The sequence below is a fragment of the Methylosinus sp. is20ea genome (assembly GCF_059718135.1).
In genome coordinates this window covers 592,943-611,334 of the sequence record NZ_AP046088.1, presented here as the reverse complement: position 1 = coordinate 611,334, position 18,392 = coordinate 592,943, and the positions used below count along the sequence as shown (strand labels likewise).

Genomic DNA, 18,392 nt, shown 5'->3' with positions numbered 1-18,392 from the left:
GTCGCGCCCCCGGCGTATCCCCCAAATGGAGGAGGGAGGCGCTCAGGGCAGCGTCGCGCCCGACAGCAGCCGGACGAGCTCGACCTGGCGCGACACGCCGGTCTTGGAGAAGACGGCCCTGAGCTGGGTCCGAACGGTTTCCGCCGAGACGCCATGCGCTCTGGCGATCTCGGCGGCCGGCTGGCCCGTGGCGACGGCGCGGGCGACGCGCGCCTCGGCCGGGGTGAGATCGAACAGGCCTTGGAGCAGGCCGGCGCTCGGAGCCGCGCCGAGACTCAATTCGGTGACGATCAGCAGCAGATCTCCGGCCGCGAACACATCCCGAGCCGCGCCGCGGATCGGCGCGAGATGCAGGACCAGCGGCCGGCTGCCCTCCCGCGCGGGAACCGGCAGCGACTGAACCCCGGCCGGCGCGCCGACGATCCGCAGCCGGGCGAGCGCTTGCTCGAACAGCGCATCGGCGCGCGGATCGGCGAGGACGACGCGCTCGCGCCGATCCTGCATCAGCGATGGGACGAAGCGCGCGAACAGATCATTGGCGAGCAGCAGCCGATGCGACCGCGACAGCACGGCCGCCGGCAGGCCGAGGGCGCGCATCGTCTCGGCGGCCGCTCGCGCCCGCTCGAGGCCGAGCCGCGCGGCGACGAGCGCGGCGCGGGCGAGATGGCCGCCGATCGCATCCAGAGAATCGAGCATAGCGCGATCGAAGGGGCCTTCGGCGAAGCGCTTCTCCCAGCTGAAGATGAGCGTGTCGCCCGAGGGCGGGGCGGCGATCTTGCCGGCGCACCAGCCGAGTCCCAGGCTCCGCAAATAGGCGTAGGTCGGATCGGCGTCCATTTCCGCGGGCGAGAACAGCTCGTGATCGCCGACGAAACCGGCGGCGCCGAAAGCGCGTCCGCGCGCTGGACGCGGATTGCGCTCCGCCCATCCTTTTTCGACGAATTCGGCGAACATGGGCGCGATGCGCGGCGACGCCGTCCAACCCGCGAATTGCACATTGGCCGCGAATAAAATGCCGCCGAACGAGCCGCTGAGCACGGAGATCGTTTCGAGAACCTCCGGCCAGAGCTCCGGAACGATGGCGGCCTCATAGATGCGGTCGGCCAAAACTTCGAATTGCGACATCGATGACGTCCGCAGGCGATCGTAAGCGACGGAAGCAATATTTCCGCCGCTCGGCTTCGAGCGAGAGCCGCCGTCGCCTACCCCGTCGCTACCCCTCGCGCGGACGGCTCAGCAGCTCGTCGAAATAAGCGATGGTGCGCAGAAGCCCCTCGCGTAATTGAATTGTCGGCCCCCAGCCGAGCACGCTCTCGGCTGTGGAAATATCGGGCCGGCGTTGCTTGGGATCATCGGCCGGCAGCGGCTCGAAGACGAGCTTGGAGGCGGAGCCGGTGAGATCGATCACCTGCTCGGCGAGCTGGCGAATGGTGAATTCCTGCGGATTGCCGATGTTGATCGGCCCGACGACATGGTCGGGCGAATCCATGAGCGCGGTGAAACCGCCGATGAGATCGTCGACATAGCAGAAGGAGCGGGTCTGCTGGCCTTCGCCATAGATGGTGATCGGCTCGCCTTTGAGCGCCTGCACGATGAAATTGGAGACGACGCGTCCGTCGCGGGCGTGCATGCGCGGTCCATAAGTATTGAAGATGCGCACGACTTTGATCTTCAGTCGATGCTGCCGGTGATAGTCGAAGAACAAGGTCTCGGCGCAGCGTTTTCCTTCGTCGTAGCAGGCGCGGGGGCCGAGCGGATTGACATTGCCCCAATAGGATTCCGGCTGCGGATGGACGGACGGATCGCCGTAGACCTCGGAGGTCGAGGCCTGGAACACTTTGACCTTCAGCCGCTTGGCGAGGCCGAGCATGTTGATCGCGCCGATCACGCTGGTCTTTGTCGTTTGAACGGGATCGAATTGATAGTGGATCGGCGAGGCGGGACAGGCGAGATTGTAAATCTCGTCGACCTCTACGAACAGCGGAAAGGTGATGTCGTGTCGCAGCAGCTCGAAACTACTATGGCCGAGCAGATGGTGGATGTTTTTACGTTGTCCGGTGAAGAAATTATCGACGCAGAGGACCTCGTGTCCTGCCGCGATGAGCCGTTCGCACAAATGCGAACCGAGGAAACCCGCGCCACCCGTCACCAGAATTCTGCGTCTTTCCATGCGGGCGCCCTAGGTGGTAACGAAAAGCAGTGCGTCGGCGAATTTCGATTCGTTACGCCGCGACAATTTCAGATAGCATCTCGTCCGATTGGGCGCAACGCCGCCGCCCCCGCTTCGACGGCCGCTCGCGGCGGGCCGGCCGCGGGCAGCCGACCGGCGGAACTGATACGCTTCGAGGATGCGGTCACGCTCTTTTCCGAAGGATCGCAGAAGCGTATAGAGGCGCGGGACGTCGACAGGCTTGGTCGTTCGAGGCGCCGGTTTAGCTCAGCTGGTAGAGCAACTGATTTGTAATCAGTAGGTCGCGGGTTCGAATCCTGCAACCGGCACCATCTCCCCGTCTCAGATCGTCCGAGAACGTCCAAAAATCCCTAAAAAACAACGTGATATCGGAGAATTAGCGTCCGATGGCGTCTTTCGGCGTGCGTTGGTATCCCGCTCAAAGGTTGGTATTTATGTTGGTCTCTGCGAAACCCCGTCCCGGCGGATACCAACATGCCTTTCACCGACCTCGAACTCCGCGCCGCTAAGCCCCGCGACTCACTGTTCAAGCTGTCCGATGGCGGCGGCCTGCAATTGTGGGTCTACCCCGATGGCGCGAGGCGCTGGCGCATGGCCTATCGCTTCGCCGGCGCACAGAAGACGCTGGCGATTGGCGTCTACCCCACGGTCGGCCTCAAAGAGGCGCGCGAGGCGCGGGAGCAGGCCAAGCGCTCGCTCGCCGAGGGACGCGACCCGTCGCTCGTGAAGAAGATGGCGAAAGCTGCGAAGGCCTCCGCCTCGGCCAATACTTTCGACGCGCTCGCGGGCGAGCTGCTCGACAAGAAGCGCCGCGAGGCGAAAGCCGAGCGAACTCTCTCCAAGCTCGAATGGTTGCTCGGCCTCGCTCGCCCGATGATCGGCGCGCGGCCGATCGCCGAAATCACCGCGCCGGAAATTCTCGCCGTATTGCGCAAGGTCGAGTCGCGGGGCCGGCTCGAAACCGCGGCGCGCCTTCGCGGGACGATCGGCGAAGTCTTCCGCTTCGCCGTCGCGACGGGCCGCGCCGAGGGCGACCCCACGGGAGCGCTAAAAGGGGCTATCGCGACGCCGATCGTCCAGCATCGCGCGTCCCTCATCGAGCCCAAGGCGTTCGGCGGGCTTCTCCGCGCCATTGCGAGCTATGACGGCGCGCCGGAGACTTGCGCCGGGCTCGAACTCTTGGCTTTGACCTTCGTCCGCCCCGGCGAGCTGCGCTCGGCCGAATGGGCGGAATTCGACCTCGACAAGGCGATTTGGTCGATACCGGGCGAAAAGATGAAAATGCGCCGGCCGCATCGCGTTCCGCTCGCTCCGCGCGTCGTCGCGATTCTCCGCGACTTGAAGGCGCTCACCGGACACGGCCGCTTCCTTTTCCCCTCGGTCCGCTCGGCCGACCGTTGCATGAGCGAGAATACGATCAATGCAGCGTTGCGCCGGCTCGGCTTCGAAAAGGAGGAAATGACTGGCCACGGCTTTCGCGCCGCGGCGTCTTCTATGTTGAACGAAAGCGGTTTGTGGAACGTCGACGCGATCGAACGGCAATTGGCGCACGTCGACTCGGACGCTGTGCGCCGCGCCTATGCGCGCGCCGACTATTGGGAAGAGCGCGTGCGGATGATGGATTGGTGGGCGGAGCGATGCCGGGACATGCAGCGCGGCGGCCTCGTCGTGGCGCTCACCGCGTGAAGATCAAAAAGAGAACATCAAGCGAATTGTGGACAGAACGGGCGGAATGGCTTGCCGAGTCCGGTGAAGTGCTAAGCTGACCATCACTGTTACGAAAAGCGCGGCACGGATCACGTCCGCCCGCGCCCACGAGGCAGAAGAGCCGCACCGACCCCGGCCAGGGAGTCAATGCGGCTCGGTGGGCTGTAAACCCGTGCTCGGCTAAGAGCGGGTTCGAGCCTACCCCGGCAGGCCGATGGCAGTAAAGCCGTCGGCCCGTCGGCCCGTCAATCAAACGGTTGAAAGGTAGCATGACGAACTCGACGAACTCCGGCGACAATCGCCAAAAGACCGCCGCCTCCCCTTTCCCTCGGACCGGCTTTCTCCGCCTCTCTTCGATCCTCGCGCCCAAGGGGCCGATCCCCGTCAGCCGCTCCACATGGTGGGCGGGCGTCAAGGACGGGCGCTTTCCCAAGCCGGTGAAGCTCGGCCCGCGCATCACGGCGTGGCGAGCGGAAGATATCAACGCGCTCTGCGAAAATCCGCGGTGACGCATGACGAGGCGGCACGACGTCCGCCGCGTCAAAATCCATCGGAGCTACACAGTCTCGGAAGCCGCTGTGCTTCTGGACGTGCATAAGCTCACCGTCAGCCGATGGATAAACCGCGGTCTTCCCCTCATTGAGCAAAAGCGGCCGTATCTCATTCAAGGAGGCGACTTGCGCGCTTTCTTGAAGGCGAGCCGGCCAGCCCGGCAACCATGCCGTCCCGGCGAAATCTATTGCGTAGCTTGCCGGACGCCTCGGCGCCCGGCGGGCGACATGGCCGATTATATCCCCCGGTCGGCGACGAGCGGCCTGCTTCGCGGCATTTGCCCGGTGTGCAATGCGCTCATGCATCGCGCGACGAGACAGGCCTCGCTCGCTGCGGCGAGCGGCGGTTTGGACGTAACGCTCCAACCCCCGCAACGACGCCTAAGCGATAGGCGTTCCGCCCTCTCGAATGTTCACTTCTCGAAGGACAAAAAATGACCCCCAAACGAACGCCCGCCAATGAGCGCGTCAAGCGCGCCTATCTGCAATTTCTGAAGGACACCAAGGGCCGCGACGAGGCTTCGCTCGATGCGGTCGCCAAGGCCATCGAGCGCTTCGACGAGTATAATCGCCGGCGCGATTTCAAGAAATTCCACATAGAGCAGGCGCGCGGATTCAAGGCGCATCTCGCCGAGCAGCGTAACGCGCGAACCGGCGCGCCCTTGTCGGCTTCGACCGTCTGCTCGACGCTCGCGGCGCTCAAAGCCTTCTTCAAATGGCTCTCCGGCGAGCCGGAATATCGATCGCGTCTCAAATCTGCCGATGCGGACTATTTCAACCCGCCGGACAATCTGGCGCGCATCGCGACGGCGCATCGGCACAAGCCATGCCCGACGCTGCCGCAGATTCGCGCCGTTTTGGACGCCATGCCGGCCGCGACGGAACCGGAGCGCCGCGACCGCGCGCTCGTCGCCTTCGCCATTCTGACCGGCGCGCGCGACCGCGCCATCGTTTCCTTCAAGCTGAAGCATATCGACCTCGAGCGCGATTTGCTCGAGCAGGATGCGCGCGACGTGCGCACCAAGCGCGCCAAGACCTTCACCACCTGGTTCTTCCCCGTCGGCGACGGCCTGCGCCAAATCGTCGTCGATTGGGTGGGCTTTCTGCGGAAGGAGAAAGGCTTTGGGCCAGAAGACCCGCTCTTTCCGAAGACGCGCGTCGCGCCGGGCGCCGAGCATGAATTCGCCGCGCGAGGGCTCGACCGCGTGCATTGGGCCAATGCGGACCCTGTGCGGGCGATCTTCAAAGCGGCCTTCCCGAGGGCTGGCCTGCCCTATTCCAATCCGCATTCCTTCCGCAACACGCTCGTGCAATTGGCCTACGATTTGGGGCTCGACGCGGAGCGGTTCAAAGCATGGTCGCAGAACCTCGGGCACGACTCGTGCCTCACGACCTTCTCGAGCTACGGGACGCTTCCGCCGCATCGGCAGGCAGAGATTATTCGGGGGCTTGCGCGCGGCGACGCACGCAACGGCGACGCGATCACGGCGGACGCGCTGCGTCGTCTCGCGGATCAAATGGAGCATCGAGCAGCAACTCGCTGAACGCGGCGCGTCAATCGCGCTTCAGCGCCTTCATCGCGTCGATGATTTCCATCGTCTCGACGGACACGCGCGTCACGCGCTGGAGAAGGTCGACGACCTTCTCCTTGTAGTCTGCGAAACGATAGGTGTTGAACTTTTGGCGGATGGTCGGGTCTTTGGGCGTCTTCTCTTTGTATTGGTCGAGAATCCATTCGAGCCCGCTGCGATTGCCGAGCCTGTAATTCCAGGCGCTCGCGGGCACGCCCGAAAGCTGCGTCTCGCTGTCGAGCGTGATGATCCCATGCTCCTTGTCGGCGCGCAGCACGCATTTGGGCGCGAGGCCGGCGCGGGCGGCTTTCTCGTCTTTGGCGTCGATGCGCCGCAGCGGCCAAGGCTCGAGGCCCTCATAGCCGATATGCAGCGCCATGAGCTTTTCGCCCCAGTCCGCCCAGCGCCAGAAATCCGCGTAGAAGGGAATGCGCGGAAATTCGCGCTTCAGATTGAGCGCGTATTTTTCGCGATAGACCGGATCATGCAGCACGGCGTAGACGTAATGGAAGATCGCGTCCTTGGTGATGGGGCGCTTTGGCGTTTTGTAATGGGTCGTGAATTGGGCGAGCGCCCAGTCGGTGATGTTGTCGATGCGGGAGCCGGGGGCAGGATAAGTATAGCGAGCTAGAACTTGAGCTGCACTCGGCATAAAGAAATCTTTATTTGGAATTTTTGTGACTGCTAGAGCAGAAAAATCGACGCGTTCTTCCGCGACGTAACAAATTCCAATGTTCTGGCCCACCATAGGTCCAAAAAGTTGCGGAATTTGATAAAGCATTTCATTAAGATTTTGACTAAAATAAAGCTTCCTGCGCACGAAAGGTCGGTAATCGCTCTCAGTTTGAGAGTCTTCATGATATTTATATACTTCGCCCTTCCTAAGGTCGCCCTTTACCGCTCTTGTCCATTTGATCATCAAATCAAGATCGCGGCCTGTCGTTTCTTTGGAAAGAGATTTCGCAAGTCGCTTACGATCTGTGTTGTATACATCAATTAGAAAGCGAACTTTTTCAGCCAATCGTTTGTCGTCGTCTGCATAGACCCACTCGTCGCGATTTGTCACGACACCGAGCGAATATAATTTGAAAATCGCCCTCTCATGTCCCGGTGTCTTGGCTAATTTCGTCTCCTTCGATCCAATAGGAATCAAGGTGTCGAAATCATTGTCCGTGAGGTTGAGCCAGTTCTGTTTCGTGTCCGGCTTCAGGTCGCTTACGTCGAGTGACGACAATCGCGCGGTCGAGACGAACGCCAGCTTATCGTCGCGCGTTTCCAATTCCGGCCGTCGCGCATATAAAATGCGCGCCTTCACGGTCGCGTCTTTTCGCTTCACCAGAAAAGAAATCGCCACGCCCGTTTGAATGCCGAAAACATTATTTTTTGTGCCGGAAATTTTCGGATTGGCGCGCACGTCGCCGCCCAGATCGACGAGATAAATCTCGTTAAAATCTCGCGCGGCGATCTTGCGGAATCCATCGAATGTTCGGCTGTCGATAAAGCTGCGATTGGTGATGAAGGCGATAATCCCCTCGTCCTTGATCCTGTCCGACGCCCAACGGAAAAAGCGCGCATACATGTCGTAGAGCTTTGTCTTCTGCGCTGTGCTCTCCTTTATGTAGGTGTCCTTTATGCGCAGATCGATGCGCGGATATGTGCGGTTCTTGTTGTTGTCGTTCTCGTTCTGCTGATTGGCGTTATAGGGCGGATTGCCGATGATGACGGAAATCTTGCGCTTGTTCTGCCGCTTGATGCGCTCGACATTTTCCTCGCTCATCGCGCCGAAAAGCTCTTCCTGATGGCCAGAAAATTTGCCGAGCCCCGCGACATTGTCCAGTGTGTCGACGAAGCAGAGATTGGGGAATTCCGCATATTGGCCGGTGATCGCCGCATAGGTCGCCTCTATGTTCAGATTGGCGACGTAATAGGGCAGGATCGCCACCTCATTGGCGTGCAATTCCTCCTTGTATTTATGCGCGAGCTTCTGCTTCTGACCGCGAAAATGCTCCAGCAATTCGCAGATGAAGGTGCCGGTTCCCGTCGCAGGATCGAGAATCTCGACGCCCTTGTCGACGAGGCTCTTGCCGAAATGTTTTTCGCATAGCCAGTCGGCGCTTTCGATCATGAAGCGCACGATTTCATTGGGCGTGTAGATCACGCCGAGCCGATCGGCGGCTTTGGGGTTATAGACCTTGTAGAAATTCTCATAGATGACCTTCAGGAAGGTCTGCTTCTCCGCATGGCTCGGAATCTGCGACGCGGCCGTGCGAATGGCTGCGTAATAGGGCTCGAGCTGCTTCAATGCGTTCTTCTTTGCGCTGCCGGTAAAGAATTTCTCCTCCAGCGCATAAAGCTCCTTGGCGATGTTGTTCTGGCGATGGAAATCGCCGTCGTCGAAAACGCGCGCAAAAATGTCTTCCGTCAGAATGTGCTGAATCAGCATCTCGCGCACGTCGTCGGGCGTGACGCTGGGATTAATCGTGTCGCGGGCGTGGTCGAGGAATTTCTTTTCCGCTTTGGCGAAGGGCTTGTTGCTCTTGCTTGCCTGCTCGATTTTTTCGCGCAGCGCCTTCAGCACGGCGGGCAGATCGATCTTGAATTGCTCGACCGCCTTGCGGAACTCCGCAATTTCCGGCCGCTCATAGCCGAAGAACAGATCGAGCAGGCGTTCGAGCCCACGCGGGGCGTCATAGGCGACGCGCGCGACTTCCTGCCTGTTCTGAATCAGGATCGCACGACGCGAATCCTCGAAAATGATATTATCTTGCGGATAGCCCTTGCGCTTCTTCTTGTCGATTTCCTTGTCGAGATCGTCGTCTTCGTCCTTGGCTTCCCAATAGCCGAACGGCACGCGAAGGGAGTAGAGCAGGGCGCCATCGACATAGCGGCGCTCCCTGGCGGGCGTCTCGAACTCGAATTCGGGGACGAAGACGAGATCATATTGCTTGGCCCAGGCCTTGAGCAAATCCTTGAAGGCCTCGCGCACGACGCTTTCGCGTTTGGAGCCAGAAATGGCGCGGAGACGGTCCAGCTCGGCGAGGAATTGGTTAATGAGAAGCTGACTCAACGTCGGGACCCTTTGGATTTGCAGCAGGGGCCAAGATAGACGCGGAGTCGCCGGCTGCGTCAATCGGGACGTCGAGCGGGACAGGGGGGCGGGTAAATCTCTCGCGGAAGCGGCGAGCCGATAGCCGGGGAAGTGGCACGCGGAGAGGCTTGGGGGGCAAATCAGCGAGCACGCCTTTGGCCCTGCCGAGAAATTAGTTGGTATATTTGTTGGAACAAATATTTTTCGTTCTCAGAAATAACGCATTAAATCAGCACTTTATTGGCGTAATTCGGCTCCTGCAACCGCACCAATAAAATCAATATGTTATGACGAAATTTTAGGCGCGTTCCGCTCCCGCTTCGGCGTCGGTAAGCGCTCGGTAAGCAGAAATGGGAAATTCCGGGTAATCGAGATTCACCCCGCTGGTCGTTCGATCGTTGAGCGCCGCCCTCCAGGGCGCTTGTCCCCTCGCGTCCATCGGCATGGTCTCGTGTTTCAAGGACCAGCATCATGGACACGCCGCAACCCGCGTCCGAAGTGGAGCGCCTACCCACCGCCGCGCGAACCTTCGTTCATGCCAAGTTGCGGCGGCTCGCGGACGCGGTGATTGATCGGCTGCGGGACGAGCCAGCGACGGGCGTCTTCAGCGACATCGCCGCCCGCCATCTTTGGGACGAGTTCTGCTGGGCGCTCCAAGAAGGGCCATTCGACCTCGATTTGAGTATCGACGGCCCTCGCGGCGACCTCTCCTACAGCTTCGGCACGCTCTCCGATGGAGCCGACGACACGGTGTCTGGTTTGGTGCTCGTCGAGGCGGAAAAGCTCTCGCAGCCGCTTCTCGAACTCCTGACCGCCTATGCGATGGACCAGGACGACAGCACGATGTTTTTCGGCGAGCCAGGGGGCGTCTGGATCGATGGCGTCGTAAAACTCGCCATGAACGAGATTGAGGAGCGCCGGGCCGCGCGCCGGCAGACACGGAAGACCACGTGAGCGGGCTCGCCGCGCCACGACACGGACACAACAGAACGACTTCGCCCTTCCCAACGCGGAGGCAGCGCGTTAACACAGTTCGGGTTACGATGAATGGCCGGCGGAACGGACGGGGAGCCAGGTGGTTGAGGGGCCAGACGATATACAGCTCAAGTTTGACGGTGAGCCTGTAGAACGGCTAGAGGGGGCTCCAGCCGATGCTGTCATTGCGTCCCTCACCGCGCTTCAGCGCATGGTCCATATCATTGGAATGCGATCGGAAGGGCGCTCGATCACCGAAAGACTAAAGCCTCCGGCGAAGGTGAAGCGAGAATATACCATCATCTGTCGCGCACCGAAACCGGGTAGCCACATCCAACCGTTCAACATCGCGTCGCAATCTGGCACCTTCACCCCGTCAGCCGCGGCCGCCCGCGACAAGCTGCTGAAGACATTGAAGGCGTTCGATAGCGGCGATGAGCAGATGGTCGAACAGGTGCTGCCCAACGCCCGCGAGCGTTGGTTTATGGCGCGGGCTGCTCTCGGCCTGATTCCCCCAGAAGATAGCGGACTTGAGATTACGGTGCGCGCGGGGAGTCGCGGGCCTTTTGCGTTCAAGGCAGACCGAGCGCGTGAACTCCTTCGGCAGTACGAGGCAGGAAGCCCGCCAGATATCGATGAAGAGACAGTTGTTGGAAAGCTGAGAGCGATCGACTTCGCTCAGACGATCCTGACGGTAAAGCCTAGCCAAGACCCCGCGCTGCGCCTGGACTACCCTCTCCCGTTGGAGGGGTGGCTAACAGCGAATGTGCGCCGCCGCATTAAATTGGTGGGCCAGCCCAAGTTCAATCAGAAGGGCGATGTCAGTTCGTTCAAAGAACTGTACAGCGCGACAGAACTGGAGCCGACGCTTGAGCCAATCGAAGAGTTCAAGGTAGACGGTGATTTAATTCGGACGACTCGCCCGCTGTCGATTCCCGTGACTGTGGACTGGCAAGATCGAATTTTCTTAATTCAGGAGAAGTCGCTCGGAATCGATGTTTTCTCGCAAAGCTATTGCCAGCTGAGACAATGCGTGCTGGCAGAGTTGAACGTGCTATGGAGACACTATGCTTTGGCTTCGGACGGTGAGTTGGACTCCGAAGCCTTGGTGGTAAAGCACACCTTGCTGTCGCGATTCAAAGTGGTGCATCCGTGACTAGGGAAAGAGACGATATCGACGCCGCGTTGCAGCGGAAGGGTTTTGAAAAAGAGTCCGGCGACCATTTCTATTACATCTACTGGAATCTTGCCGGTAAGAAGACGATAAAAAAAACAAAGATGAGTCACGGCTCATCTCATAAAGTGGTCGGTGATCCTCTGTTAGGACAGATGGCAAGACAGATCGGCATCACAAAGAAAGATTTTCTTCGGATGGTTGATTGCACCGTCGACCAAGCGGAATACGAGAAGCTGGCATTCCCCAAGTGAGGACGCGCCCAAGCGGCGCGCTGCTTGATCGAGAGCTGAGTCCGCTCGCGGATCGAACGCCTGTGGTTTCTATTCGCGTGTTCGACGATCACCTCTTCGACGAAGAGGCGCGCTTCGACTTCTGCCTTTCTTTGACAAAAACAGGCATGTTTCCGCGCATAGCCCGACAAGTTCATCGTGATGGCGATTGGCAGAGACTACAATGTGATTCGCTCGCTTCGTCGGCGCTATATTCGGGACGCTTGAATCATCACTGCTGCGACAGGGGCTTCATCCGATGCAGGTTGCGTCGTTACTGGCCAGATCCGATGACAATCACGCCTCCTTCGCGGGCGATGGTGTGCGGCTCGCTTTTGGCCGGCGATGGGATGGCAGAATTATTCACATATCTGACGCTGAGCGTGGGAGCGCATGCGGCTGCACCTGTCCCGGTTGCGGCCGAAAGCTGGTCGCTCACAAAGGGGCGGATGTCCGGCATCATTTTGCTCACGCTCCGTTATCGGACGAAGAAATAGCGAAAGGCGTTGCGCCGAGTTGCGTTCATGGCCGGATGACTGCGCTCCATGCCTACGCGCAACAATTGCTCAACGAGAAAAGATGCCTCGTTCTTCCTCCTGTCGAAACGAATATAGGATCAAGACAGAAGAAGCTCAGAGGCGCAGAGAGCCGGAGCTTCGATACTGCGCTGTTGGAGAGAATGGATGGCGAGACAATTCCTGATGTGATACTCTTCCTCGGCCATCATCGAATGCACGTGGAGATATTCGTTACACATCGCTGTGGCCCGGAGAAAATCGCAAAACTCGTCGCCGCCGATATTTCCGCGATCGAAATTGATCTTTCAGGGCTTCCAAGAGATGTGCCCCTCGCCACCCTCGATGATGCGATCTTGAACTGCGCGCCTCGCCGCTGGCTTCACAATCGGCGCACGAAAGCGCTGAGACAAGAGCTGGAGGCGGAGATTGCCGCCGATGAGGCGAAGGTCAAAGAGCGGCGCGCGCGACAGGTCGAGCAATTGCGTCGGACATACGCAAGCAAAGTCACGGGAGGCTGCGCTGAGAGCGACACCGCTCGCCGTCTCCCAAATCAGTGACATGGCCGGACCAGGGCGCGAAGAAATCCTAAACGAAGCAACGGAAGGCGAAGGCTTCTTCTCGGTTCATCCGACCGCATGGAAGGCCGAGGTCATGAGGATGCTCTTGGAAGGCGTCTCGCCGTCCAGCGCTGCCCGTGAGTTCCGACATAGGAAGTGGATTAGCGCTAAGCTTCTCTCGACATGTCGTGACGATGACATGCTTCGAGAAGCGGGACTGCCGCTCGGCGTTGAAGGCGCAGTTCAGAACTTTCTACGTTTCCTCGCGCGCCAAGGGATCGCCGAGGACGAGGGGCGGCGCTGGACCCTTTCGCGAGAACACTCCGCGCAAATCAAGGTCGCTGAGCACAACCGTCGTCGGGCCGAAGAGGAGCGGCGGGCAAGAGAGCAGCGCCACAATGAGCTTTCTGAAATCGTGACGAGAATCGTCGAACTCGCCGAGCCCCACGAGGCCAGGGCCTTCGACTACGGGGCTTGGCTGTCCAGGCGAGGCTAAGAAGGACCGTCATTCGGCGAGGTGGCGGATTTGGGCGCGCGCGAATGGCGAGAACTCGCGGTCGGGCTTCGTCAGACTCTCCGCGTGCTCGAAGGCCGAGCAAAGCCACCCGCTCAGGATTTCGGCCTGCCAGTGCGCGATCTGCTCTCCACCCTGTATGTCGAGCATGTCGCTCAGTTGGAAGCGGAGCGGCGGACTGCGGAAGAAGCGGCGCGGATTGCGTCGGAAAAGCGAGTCGACACTATTGTTCGACGCTCAAGCGTTATCCGCGACCGTATCGAAAATTGGATTGACGTGCCCCTGAAAAATCCCACCAGCATCGATTAGAGTCCGATCGATTGCAGGACGGACACGATGAAGAAGAAACGGTTCACGGAAGAGCAGATCATCGGGATTTTGCGGGAGCAGGAAGCCGGCGCGAAGGCGGCGGACCTCGCTCGCAAATACGCGGTTTCGGAGACGACGCTCTACAATTGGAAGGCCAAATTCGGCGGGATGGACGTTTCCGAGGCCAAGCGGCTGAAGGCGCTGGAGGAGGAAAATGCCCGTCTGAAGAAACTCTTGGCCGATCAGATGCTCGACGCGGCGGCGCTTCGGGAGCTCTTGTCAAAAAAATGGTAGGGCCCGGCTCGAGCGCGAAGCCGTCGCGCACCTTCGGGCCGTCATGGGCCTGTCGGAACGTCGGGCCTGCCGGATTGTCGCCATCGATCGCAAGACGGCGCGCTACACGTCGACGCGCCCGGCCGACGCCGAGCTTCGAGCCGAGCTGCGCGATCTCGCCAACGCGCGTCGGCGCTTCGGCTACCGGCGACTGTTCGTCTTGCTCCGGCAGCAGGGCGAGCGTTCGGGCAAGAACCGCATCTATCGGCTCTACCGCGAGGAAGGGCTGACGGTGAGGAAGCGCCGCGCGCGCCGCCGCGCCGTGGGAACACGGGCGCCGATTCTCGTCGAGGCGAAGCCGAATGCCCGATGGTCTCTCGACTTCGTGCACGACCAGTTCGCCAGCGGCCGACGATTCCGCATCCTCAACATCGTCGACGATGTGACGCGCGAATGCCTGGCGGCGATCCCGGACACGTCGATCTCCGGCAAGCGGGTGGCGCGTGAGCTGTCCGCGCTGATCGAAAGGCGCGGCAAACCCGGCATGATCGTTTCCGACAATGGGACGGAGTTCACCTCGAACGCCGTCCTGTCCTGGTCGGAGGAGAACAAGGTGGAGTGGCATTTCATCATGCCGGGCAAGCCGATGCAGAACGGCTTCTGTGAGAGCTTCAACGGCCGCATGCGGGACGAGCTGCTCAACGAGACGCTGTTCTTCGGGCTCGACCACGCGAGAGAGAAGATCCGCTCTTGGATTCACGATTATAACCACCGGCGCCCGCACTCTTCCCTCGGCTATGCGACGCCGGCGGACTATGCGGCCGCGCTCACCGCAACAGGCGATCGGCTGCGCAACCCGGACCAGCTCCGCCGATCGCCTGTTGCTCACCCTACGCCCGCGGGCGTATCTACCGCCGGGACTCAACTCGCCGCTGGATGAAACTTCGGGGGCACGTCATGGCATAGTAACACATGCTTCCCACGACAGTTGAATAGGTTCCGATTTGGTCGAATTTCCACCGCTGCCCAGCACGATGGATGAGAGGCTTGGTAAAGTTGAACGTCTTGATGTTATTGAATAGATTATAATCCTGGGAAACAAAATCCTCCCCGGTGGTTTGGCCTATGCCTATCGCGCCTTCGACGGTGGCCCCACTGTTGTTCTGGAACTCCATGTCATGCACATGAAGAAATGCCGATATATCCCCTGGATCGGCCGCCGTTGCCCCATGAAATTCGAACAGCACGTTTCCGCCGGAAAACGTCTCAGAAGCAATAAAGCGCACGCCTCCGAGCGAATCTGCACACCCACCCGTATCCAATGGAGCCCATGTGATCGGATAGAAATTCACGGGACGTTGCAGCATATATAGACCGCAAGCAACTCGCACACCGAAGCGTGCGACACTGTCGGTATATGCACCTGCGCGATACGGACCGGCATATTTAACGCTGTCCGCGGCGGCCTGCAAAGCCGCTGAGAAATCGCCCCTCGGCCACCAATTTGCATATGGATAAGACAGCCCGCGCACCGTGCCTGCGCCCGTGAATATCGCATACGGGGCCGCGTCTATCTCCGCCTCGCTCGGGAACGTAAGCGTCTTCGTGCTCGCCACATTGATTGTCGCTCCTTGCTCGACAATCCAGCGAAACGCCCCCGAAAGCGTCAAGTCATTCGATACTGTGCATGCCGCCCCGCTCGTGAAGACAACAGTCCGCTGTGAAGACGAGGCCGCAGTCAACGCCGCATCATCACACGTCGCGCCAAACGCCGAGATCGATATTGCGCCTGCTATGTTGCGCGCGAACGTAGTTGTCGCGAGATACGTCGAATTATCGGTAGTCGGCTGCGTCGTTGCTGTCACCCCATTCGGAATAGCCGATGCTCCCGACACGGCGGACCCGGCGCTCGGATACACCGCGATTTGCCCTATTGTTCCTGGGCCAACAGTTCCAGCCGCGCAGCACGGAGAGCCGCCGTCAATGACGTTCCCGCTTGCATCTGCCGCGAGATAATGCCCGTTCGTAAACGCGCCGCTCGCAGTCGCGAAGATCGTCGTATTGCCAGAGCGCGTGCCAACTCCGATCGCACCGGATCCGTTCCCGATGAGCGGACACCGCGCCCATTGATCCGCACTTCCGACATGCTCGGCTCCCGAGCGAAAGGAGCTTGAATCAGATTTGCCGGTCTCCGGGAATCCTGAATGTCAACGCGCTCTAAACGACGATAAGACTTAGATAGTCGTATAAATTCGTCGATGGTGGACAAGCCGCTCAAGCGTGATCGCGACCAGTTGGCGCGGCTTTTTCGACTCGTACAGCAGCGCCTGCATCGAACAACAAACGATAAGTAATCAATGGGACTGGACTATCGTCGACTGCGCCGCAAGAGCTCATCCCAACGCCGTCGTTGCCGCCCGAACCGCCACACGCCCAGCGGCTCGAGAAGATGGGCGTCAATATCTGAACGACAATGTTGCGGAGATGGAGCGAGGTTCGCCGCGATAGAGCGCGCCGCTCGAGGTGAAATTCGGCCGGTCGGTGAGATTGCTCGCGCTCACATCGAGCTTCCAATGCTCGTCGAAACGATAGCCGAGCGAGGCGCCGAGCATCTGCTGCGGCGCGAGGGTGAATCCATAGGCGTTGGGCAGGGTCGCCTCCGCGGCGCTCGCGTAATAATAGCTCGCGCCGAGCTCCAATCCGCGCAGGACCTCCCACTCCGGCTTGTAGTCGAGGCTGACGCTGAACACGCGGCGCGGCGCGCCGAGGAGATCGCTGCCCGCCTGCGAAGGGACATTGGAGTCCTTGGCGACGACGGCGTGCAGAAAGGTGGCCGCGCCGCTCGCATTCAGCCCGGGAAGAATTTCGCCGGAGAGGTTGAGCTCGACGCCATGGCTGTGTTGGCGGCCGGTGACGAGGGCGAAAAATCCGCCCGGATTCGCGGGATCGGTGATGGCGACATGGTCGCGTGTCACATCGAACAGGCCGATCTCGAAGCGCGCATTATATTCCGAAAAGCGCCGTTCGAAGCCGATCTCATATTGCGTGTCCTGCTGCGGCGGCGGCGCGTCGCCGCCTTTCACTCGCACGGAAATATTGGGGATGAGCGAGCGCCCAAAGGCCGCGAAAAGATGCGTCTGCTCGTCAGGATGGAACAATATGCCGGCGCGCGGGCTGAAATAGCCCCTGGTTCCTTTGCCGATCGTGGAGGAGGATGCCCCGGAGAGCGCGCCGAAAGGATCGAAGGTGGTTTCACGCTGCGCCAAGAGATCATAGCGGCCGCCGAGGAGAATGCGCCATTGCGGCGACAGGTCGACGAGATCCTGCGTGTAGACGGAACGGCTCCAGGCGCGCGCCGCGCCATTGGCCCACTGCGCGCCGGAATAATCGACTCCGAGCGGATAGAGCGGCGCGCCTACGTCGATGTTCGGCAGCGCGTCGCGCGCGAATAATTCGTCATGGCCGTAGAAGTAATCCCAATGCTCGAGGCCGAGAACGACGCTGTGCCCGATGTCGCCCGTCGTGAAGCGTCCGCTCAGCCGCAACTGCGCGTCGAAATTTCGGGACGCCTGATGCGTCTGCGCCGGGCGGCCGAGCGTCAGCGAATGGACGCCGTCATAGCCCCAGTTCAGGAACCAGCCGTATTTGTTGCCGGTCAGCGAATAATCGACGACTGACGTCAACGACCAGTCGGCGTCGAAGGCGTGCTCATAGGTGAAGGTGAAATCAGCCGAATTCGGCTTTTCGTGCTCATTGACCGGCGCGCCCGCGTAGAAGGGGCGCGGCACGTGCAGAAAGAGCGGCGACGCCGGGGCGCCGTCGCGATAGACCAAGCGCGCCGCTTGATATTCGGCGCGCAGCGTCGCCTTGTCGCCATTGTCGAAGACGAGAGTCGCCGCCGGAGCGACGAGAAAGCCACGAGAGCGCACATAGTCCACGAAGCTGCCGACGCTCTGCGCGAAGCCTGTCATGCGGAACAGCAGCGTCTGCGTATCGTTCAGCGGCGTACCGACGTCGAAGGTCGTGCGATAGACGTCGAAGGAGCCGATCGTCGTCGTTCCGCGCGCGAAGCGCTCGGCGACCGGTGCCTTGCGGATGTAGTTTGCCGAGCCGCCATAGCCGCCGAGCGCCTTGCCGAACAACATGGCGCTCGGGCCCTTGTAGAATTCGACGTGATCAATCGTCGAGAGATTGACGTCCTGCGCGGTGAAGCCATGCGCGGCGCCGTCGAAGAGCGTGAGGCCGCCGGGAAAGCCGCGCATCACGAAGCTCGGCGAATAGCCGGAGTCGCCGATCGAAGCATTGACGAAGACGCCCGCGACATCCTTGCCGAGACCCTTCGCCTTCGGGGCCTCGTCCTTCTTTTCCTCCTCCATTGCTCGGGGTTGCGGGATATTTGACCTCCCATCGACGGTCGTTTCGACGCAAAGAGCCGGTGCGGGCAGGGCGAAAATCGACATCATCGCTATGTCGCGTAGGTTTCGACGATAGGGAGTAAGTGCGCTCGATAGCCTCGCGAGTCGCTCGCGTGGACATAAGAAAAATGAGGAGACTGCGAGAGGCGGGCGACGCTCGGCGCGCCACGCCCGAGAATATGCGTCGGGACAAAACATCACATGACTCTCACAGCGAAACTCGCCCCCGAACGGAGCCGAGGCCGTCAGGTGCAACACGCCATTCTTTTATATTGCT

General features: G+C 60.5%; 17 protein-coding genes and 1 tRNA gene. 13 read left to right on the top strand and 5 right to left on the bottom strand.

The features are described 5' to 3' along the window. Window positions 1-42: 42 nt before the first annotated feature. Window positions 43-1,125 carry a helix-turn-helix transcriptional regulator gene (locus AC6IY7_RS02690; protein ID WP_497781474.1) on the bottom strand — a complete coding sequence of 361 codons (1,083 nt, stop codon included), beginning with the start codon at window positions 1,123-1,125 and terminating at the stop codon, window positions 43-45. Between the two features lie 88 nt (window positions 1,126-1,213). Beyond that, the gene (locus tag AC6IY7_RS02685; RefSeq protein ID WP_497781472.1) at window positions 1,214-2,170 is read right to left on the bottom strand and encodes a UDP-glucuronic acid decarboxylase family protein; all 957 of its coding nucleotides are present in this window, start codon (window positions 2,168-2,170) and stop codon (window positions 1,214-1,216) included. Window positions 2,171-2,426: 256 nt separating this feature from the next. Here AC6IY7_RS02685 and AC6IY7_RS02680 point away from each other — a divergent pair. From AC6IY7_RS02680 to AC6IY7_RS02660, 5 genes are all read left to right on the top strand, one after another. Further along, window positions 2,427-2,502, top strand: a tRNA-Thr gene (locus tag AC6IY7_RS02680). Window positions 2,503-2,665: 163 nt separating this feature from the next. Further along, a complete protein-coding gene (locus tag AC6IY7_RS02675) occupies window positions 2,666-3,877 on the top strand; it encodes a tyrosine-type recombinase/integrase (RefSeq protein WP_497781471.1) in 1,212 nt (403 codons plus the stop codon). 290 nt (window positions 3,878-4,167) lie between these two features. Then, on the top strand, window positions 4,168-4,407 hold the full coding sequence (locus AC6IY7_RS02670) for a helix-turn-helix transcriptional regulator (RefSeq protein ID WP_497781469.1): 240 nt from the start codon (window positions 4,168-4,170) through the stop codon (window positions 4,405-4,407). Window positions 4,408-4,410: 3 nt separating this feature from the next. Further along, complete coding sequence (locus AC6IY7_RS02665; protein WP_497781468.1) at window positions 4,411-4,887, top strand: helix-turn-helix domain-containing protein; 477 nt, start codon at window positions 4,411-4,413, stop codon at window positions 4,885-4,887. Beyond that, window positions 4,884-5,993, top strand: a complete 1,110-nt coding sequence (locus AC6IY7_RS02660; RefSeq protein WP_497781467.1) for a tyrosine-type recombinase/integrase — start codon at window positions 4,884-4,886, stop codon at window positions 5,991-5,993. Before AC6IY7_RS02665 ends, AC6IY7_RS02660 begins: the two co-directional genes overlap by 4 nt. A gap of 10 nt (window positions 5,994-6,003) precedes the next feature. Here the strand turns inward: AC6IY7_RS02660 and AC6IY7_RS02655 are convergent, their stop codons facing one another. Continuing rightward, on the bottom strand, window positions 6,004-9,087 hold the full coding sequence (locus AC6IY7_RS02655; RefSeq protein WP_497781466.1) for a type ISP restriction/modification enzyme: 3,084 nt from the start codon (window positions 9,085-9,087) through the stop codon (window positions 6,004-6,006). A 492-nt stretch (window positions 9,088-9,579) separates the two neighbouring features. On the opposite strand from AC6IY7_RS02655, the gene AC6IY7_RS02650 reads away from it, so the two are divergent. From AC6IY7_RS02650 to AC6IY7_RS02615, 8 genes are all read left to right on the top strand, one after another. Next, window positions 9,580-10,062, top strand: coding sequence for a hypothetical protein (locus AC6IY7_RS02650; protein WP_497781465.1), 483 nt, complete (start codon window positions 9,580-9,582; stop codon window positions 10,060-10,062). A gap of 232 nt (window positions 10,063-10,294) precedes the next feature. After that, a complete protein-coding gene (locus AC6IY7_RS02645) occupies window positions 10,295-11,239 on the top strand; it encodes a hypothetical protein (RefSeq protein ID WP_497781464.1) in 945 nt (314 codons plus the stop codon). Beyond that, window positions 11,236-11,511, top strand: a complete 276-nt coding sequence (locus AC6IY7_RS02640; RefSeq protein WP_497781463.1) for a hypothetical protein — start codon at window positions 11,236-11,238, stop codon at window positions 11,509-11,511. The genes AC6IY7_RS02645 and AC6IY7_RS02640 overlap by 4 nt, the downstream gene beginning before the upstream one ends. A gap of 62 nt (window positions 11,512-11,573) precedes the next feature. Continuing rightward, the gene (locus AC6IY7_RS02635; RefSeq protein ID WP_497781462.1) at window positions 11,574-12,026 is read left to right on the top strand and encodes a hypothetical protein; all 453 of its coding nucleotides are present in this window, start codon (window positions 11,574-11,576) and stop codon (window positions 12,024-12,026) included. Window positions 12,027-12,208: 182 nt separating this feature from the next. Continuing rightward, window positions 12,209-12,604 carry a hypothetical protein gene (locus AC6IY7_RS02630; protein ID WP_497781460.1) on the top strand — a complete coding sequence of 132 codons (396 nt, stop codon included), beginning with the start codon at window positions 12,209-12,211 and terminating at the stop codon, window positions 12,602-12,604. A 1-nt stretch (window position 12,605) separates the two neighbouring features. Next, a complete protein-coding gene (locus AC6IY7_RS02625) occupies window positions 12,606-13,100 on the top strand; it encodes a hypothetical protein (RefSeq protein WP_497781459.1) in 495 nt (164 codons plus the stop codon). A 21-nt stretch (window positions 13,101-13,121) separates the two neighbouring features. Further along, on the top strand, window positions 13,122-13,427 hold the full coding sequence (locus AC6IY7_RS02620) for a hypothetical protein (RefSeq protein ID WP_497781458.1): 306 nt from the start codon (window positions 13,122-13,124) through the stop codon (window positions 13,425-13,427). Window positions 13,428-13,454: 27 nt separating this feature from the next. Continuing rightward, window positions 13,455-14,640 (top strand): IS3 family transposase gene (locus tag AC6IY7_RS02615; protein WP_497781456.1). Its coding sequence is split into 2 segments (ribosomal slippage): window positions 13,455-13,717 and window positions 13,716-14,640, totalling 1,188 coding nucleotides; the frame shifts between segments, so codons are not numbered across the junction. On the opposite strand, the gene AC6IY7_RS02610 is transcribed toward AC6IY7_RS02615, so the two are convergent. Continuing rightward, window positions 14,609-15,619 (bottom strand): hypothetical protein, encoded by a 1,011-nt coding sequence (locus AC6IY7_RS02610; protein ID WP_497781455.1) that lies wholly within the window; start codon window positions 15,617-15,619, stop codon window positions 14,609-14,611. The two genes, AC6IY7_RS02615 and AC6IY7_RS02610, sit on opposite strands and share 32 nt — an antisense overlap. A gap of 537 nt (window positions 15,620-16,156) precedes the next feature. Then, window positions 16,157-18,076, bottom strand: coding sequence for a TonB-dependent receptor (locus AC6IY7_RS02605; protein WP_497781454.1), 1,920 nt, complete (start codon window positions 18,074-18,076; stop codon window positions 16,157-16,159). Window positions 18,077-18,392 lie beyond the last annotated feature (316 nt).

Coding starts and splice junctions, on each gene's coding strand:
- AC6IY7_RS02690 (WP_497781474.1), bottom strand. CDS start 1,125: ATGTCGCAATTCGAAGTTTTGGCCGACCGCATCTATGAGGCCGCCATC.
- AC6IY7_RS02685 (WP_497781472.1), bottom strand. CDS start 2,170: ATGGAAAGACGCAGAATTCTGGTGACGGGTGGCGCGGGTTTCCTCGGT.
- AC6IY7_RS02675 (WP_497781471.1), top strand. CDS start 2,666: ATGCCTTTCACCGACCTCGAACTCCGCGCCGCTAAGCCCCGCGACTCA.
- AC6IY7_RS02670 (WP_497781469.1), top strand. CDS start 4,168: ATGACGAACTCGACGAACTCCGGCGACAATCGCCAAAAGACCGCCGCC.
- AC6IY7_RS02665 (WP_497781468.1), top strand. CDS start 4,411: ATGACGAGGCGGCACGACGTCCGCCGCGTCAAAATCCATCGGAGCTAC.
- AC6IY7_RS02660 (WP_497781467.1), top strand. CDS start 4,884: ATGACCCCCAAACGAACGCCCGCCAATGAGCGCGTCAAGCGCGCCTAT.
- AC6IY7_RS02650 (WP_497781465.1), top strand. CDS start 9,580: ATGGACACGCCGCAACCCGCGTCCGAAGTGGAGCGCCTACCCACCGCC.
- AC6IY7_RS02645 (WP_497781464.1), top strand. CDS start 10,295: ATGGTCCATATCATTGGAATGCGATCGGAAGGGCGCTCGATCACCGAA.
- AC6IY7_RS02630 (WP_497781460.1), top strand. CDS start 12,209: ATGGATGGCGAGACAATTCCTGATGTGATACTCTTCCTCGGCCATCAT.
- AC6IY7_RS02625 (WP_497781459.1), top strand. CDS start 12,606: ATGGCCGGACCAGGGCGCGAAGAAATCCTAAACGAAGCAACGGAAGGC.
- AC6IY7_RS02605 (WP_497781454.1), bottom strand. CDS start 18,076: ATGGAGGAGGAAAAGAAGGACGAGGCCCCGAAGGCGAAGGGTCTCGGC.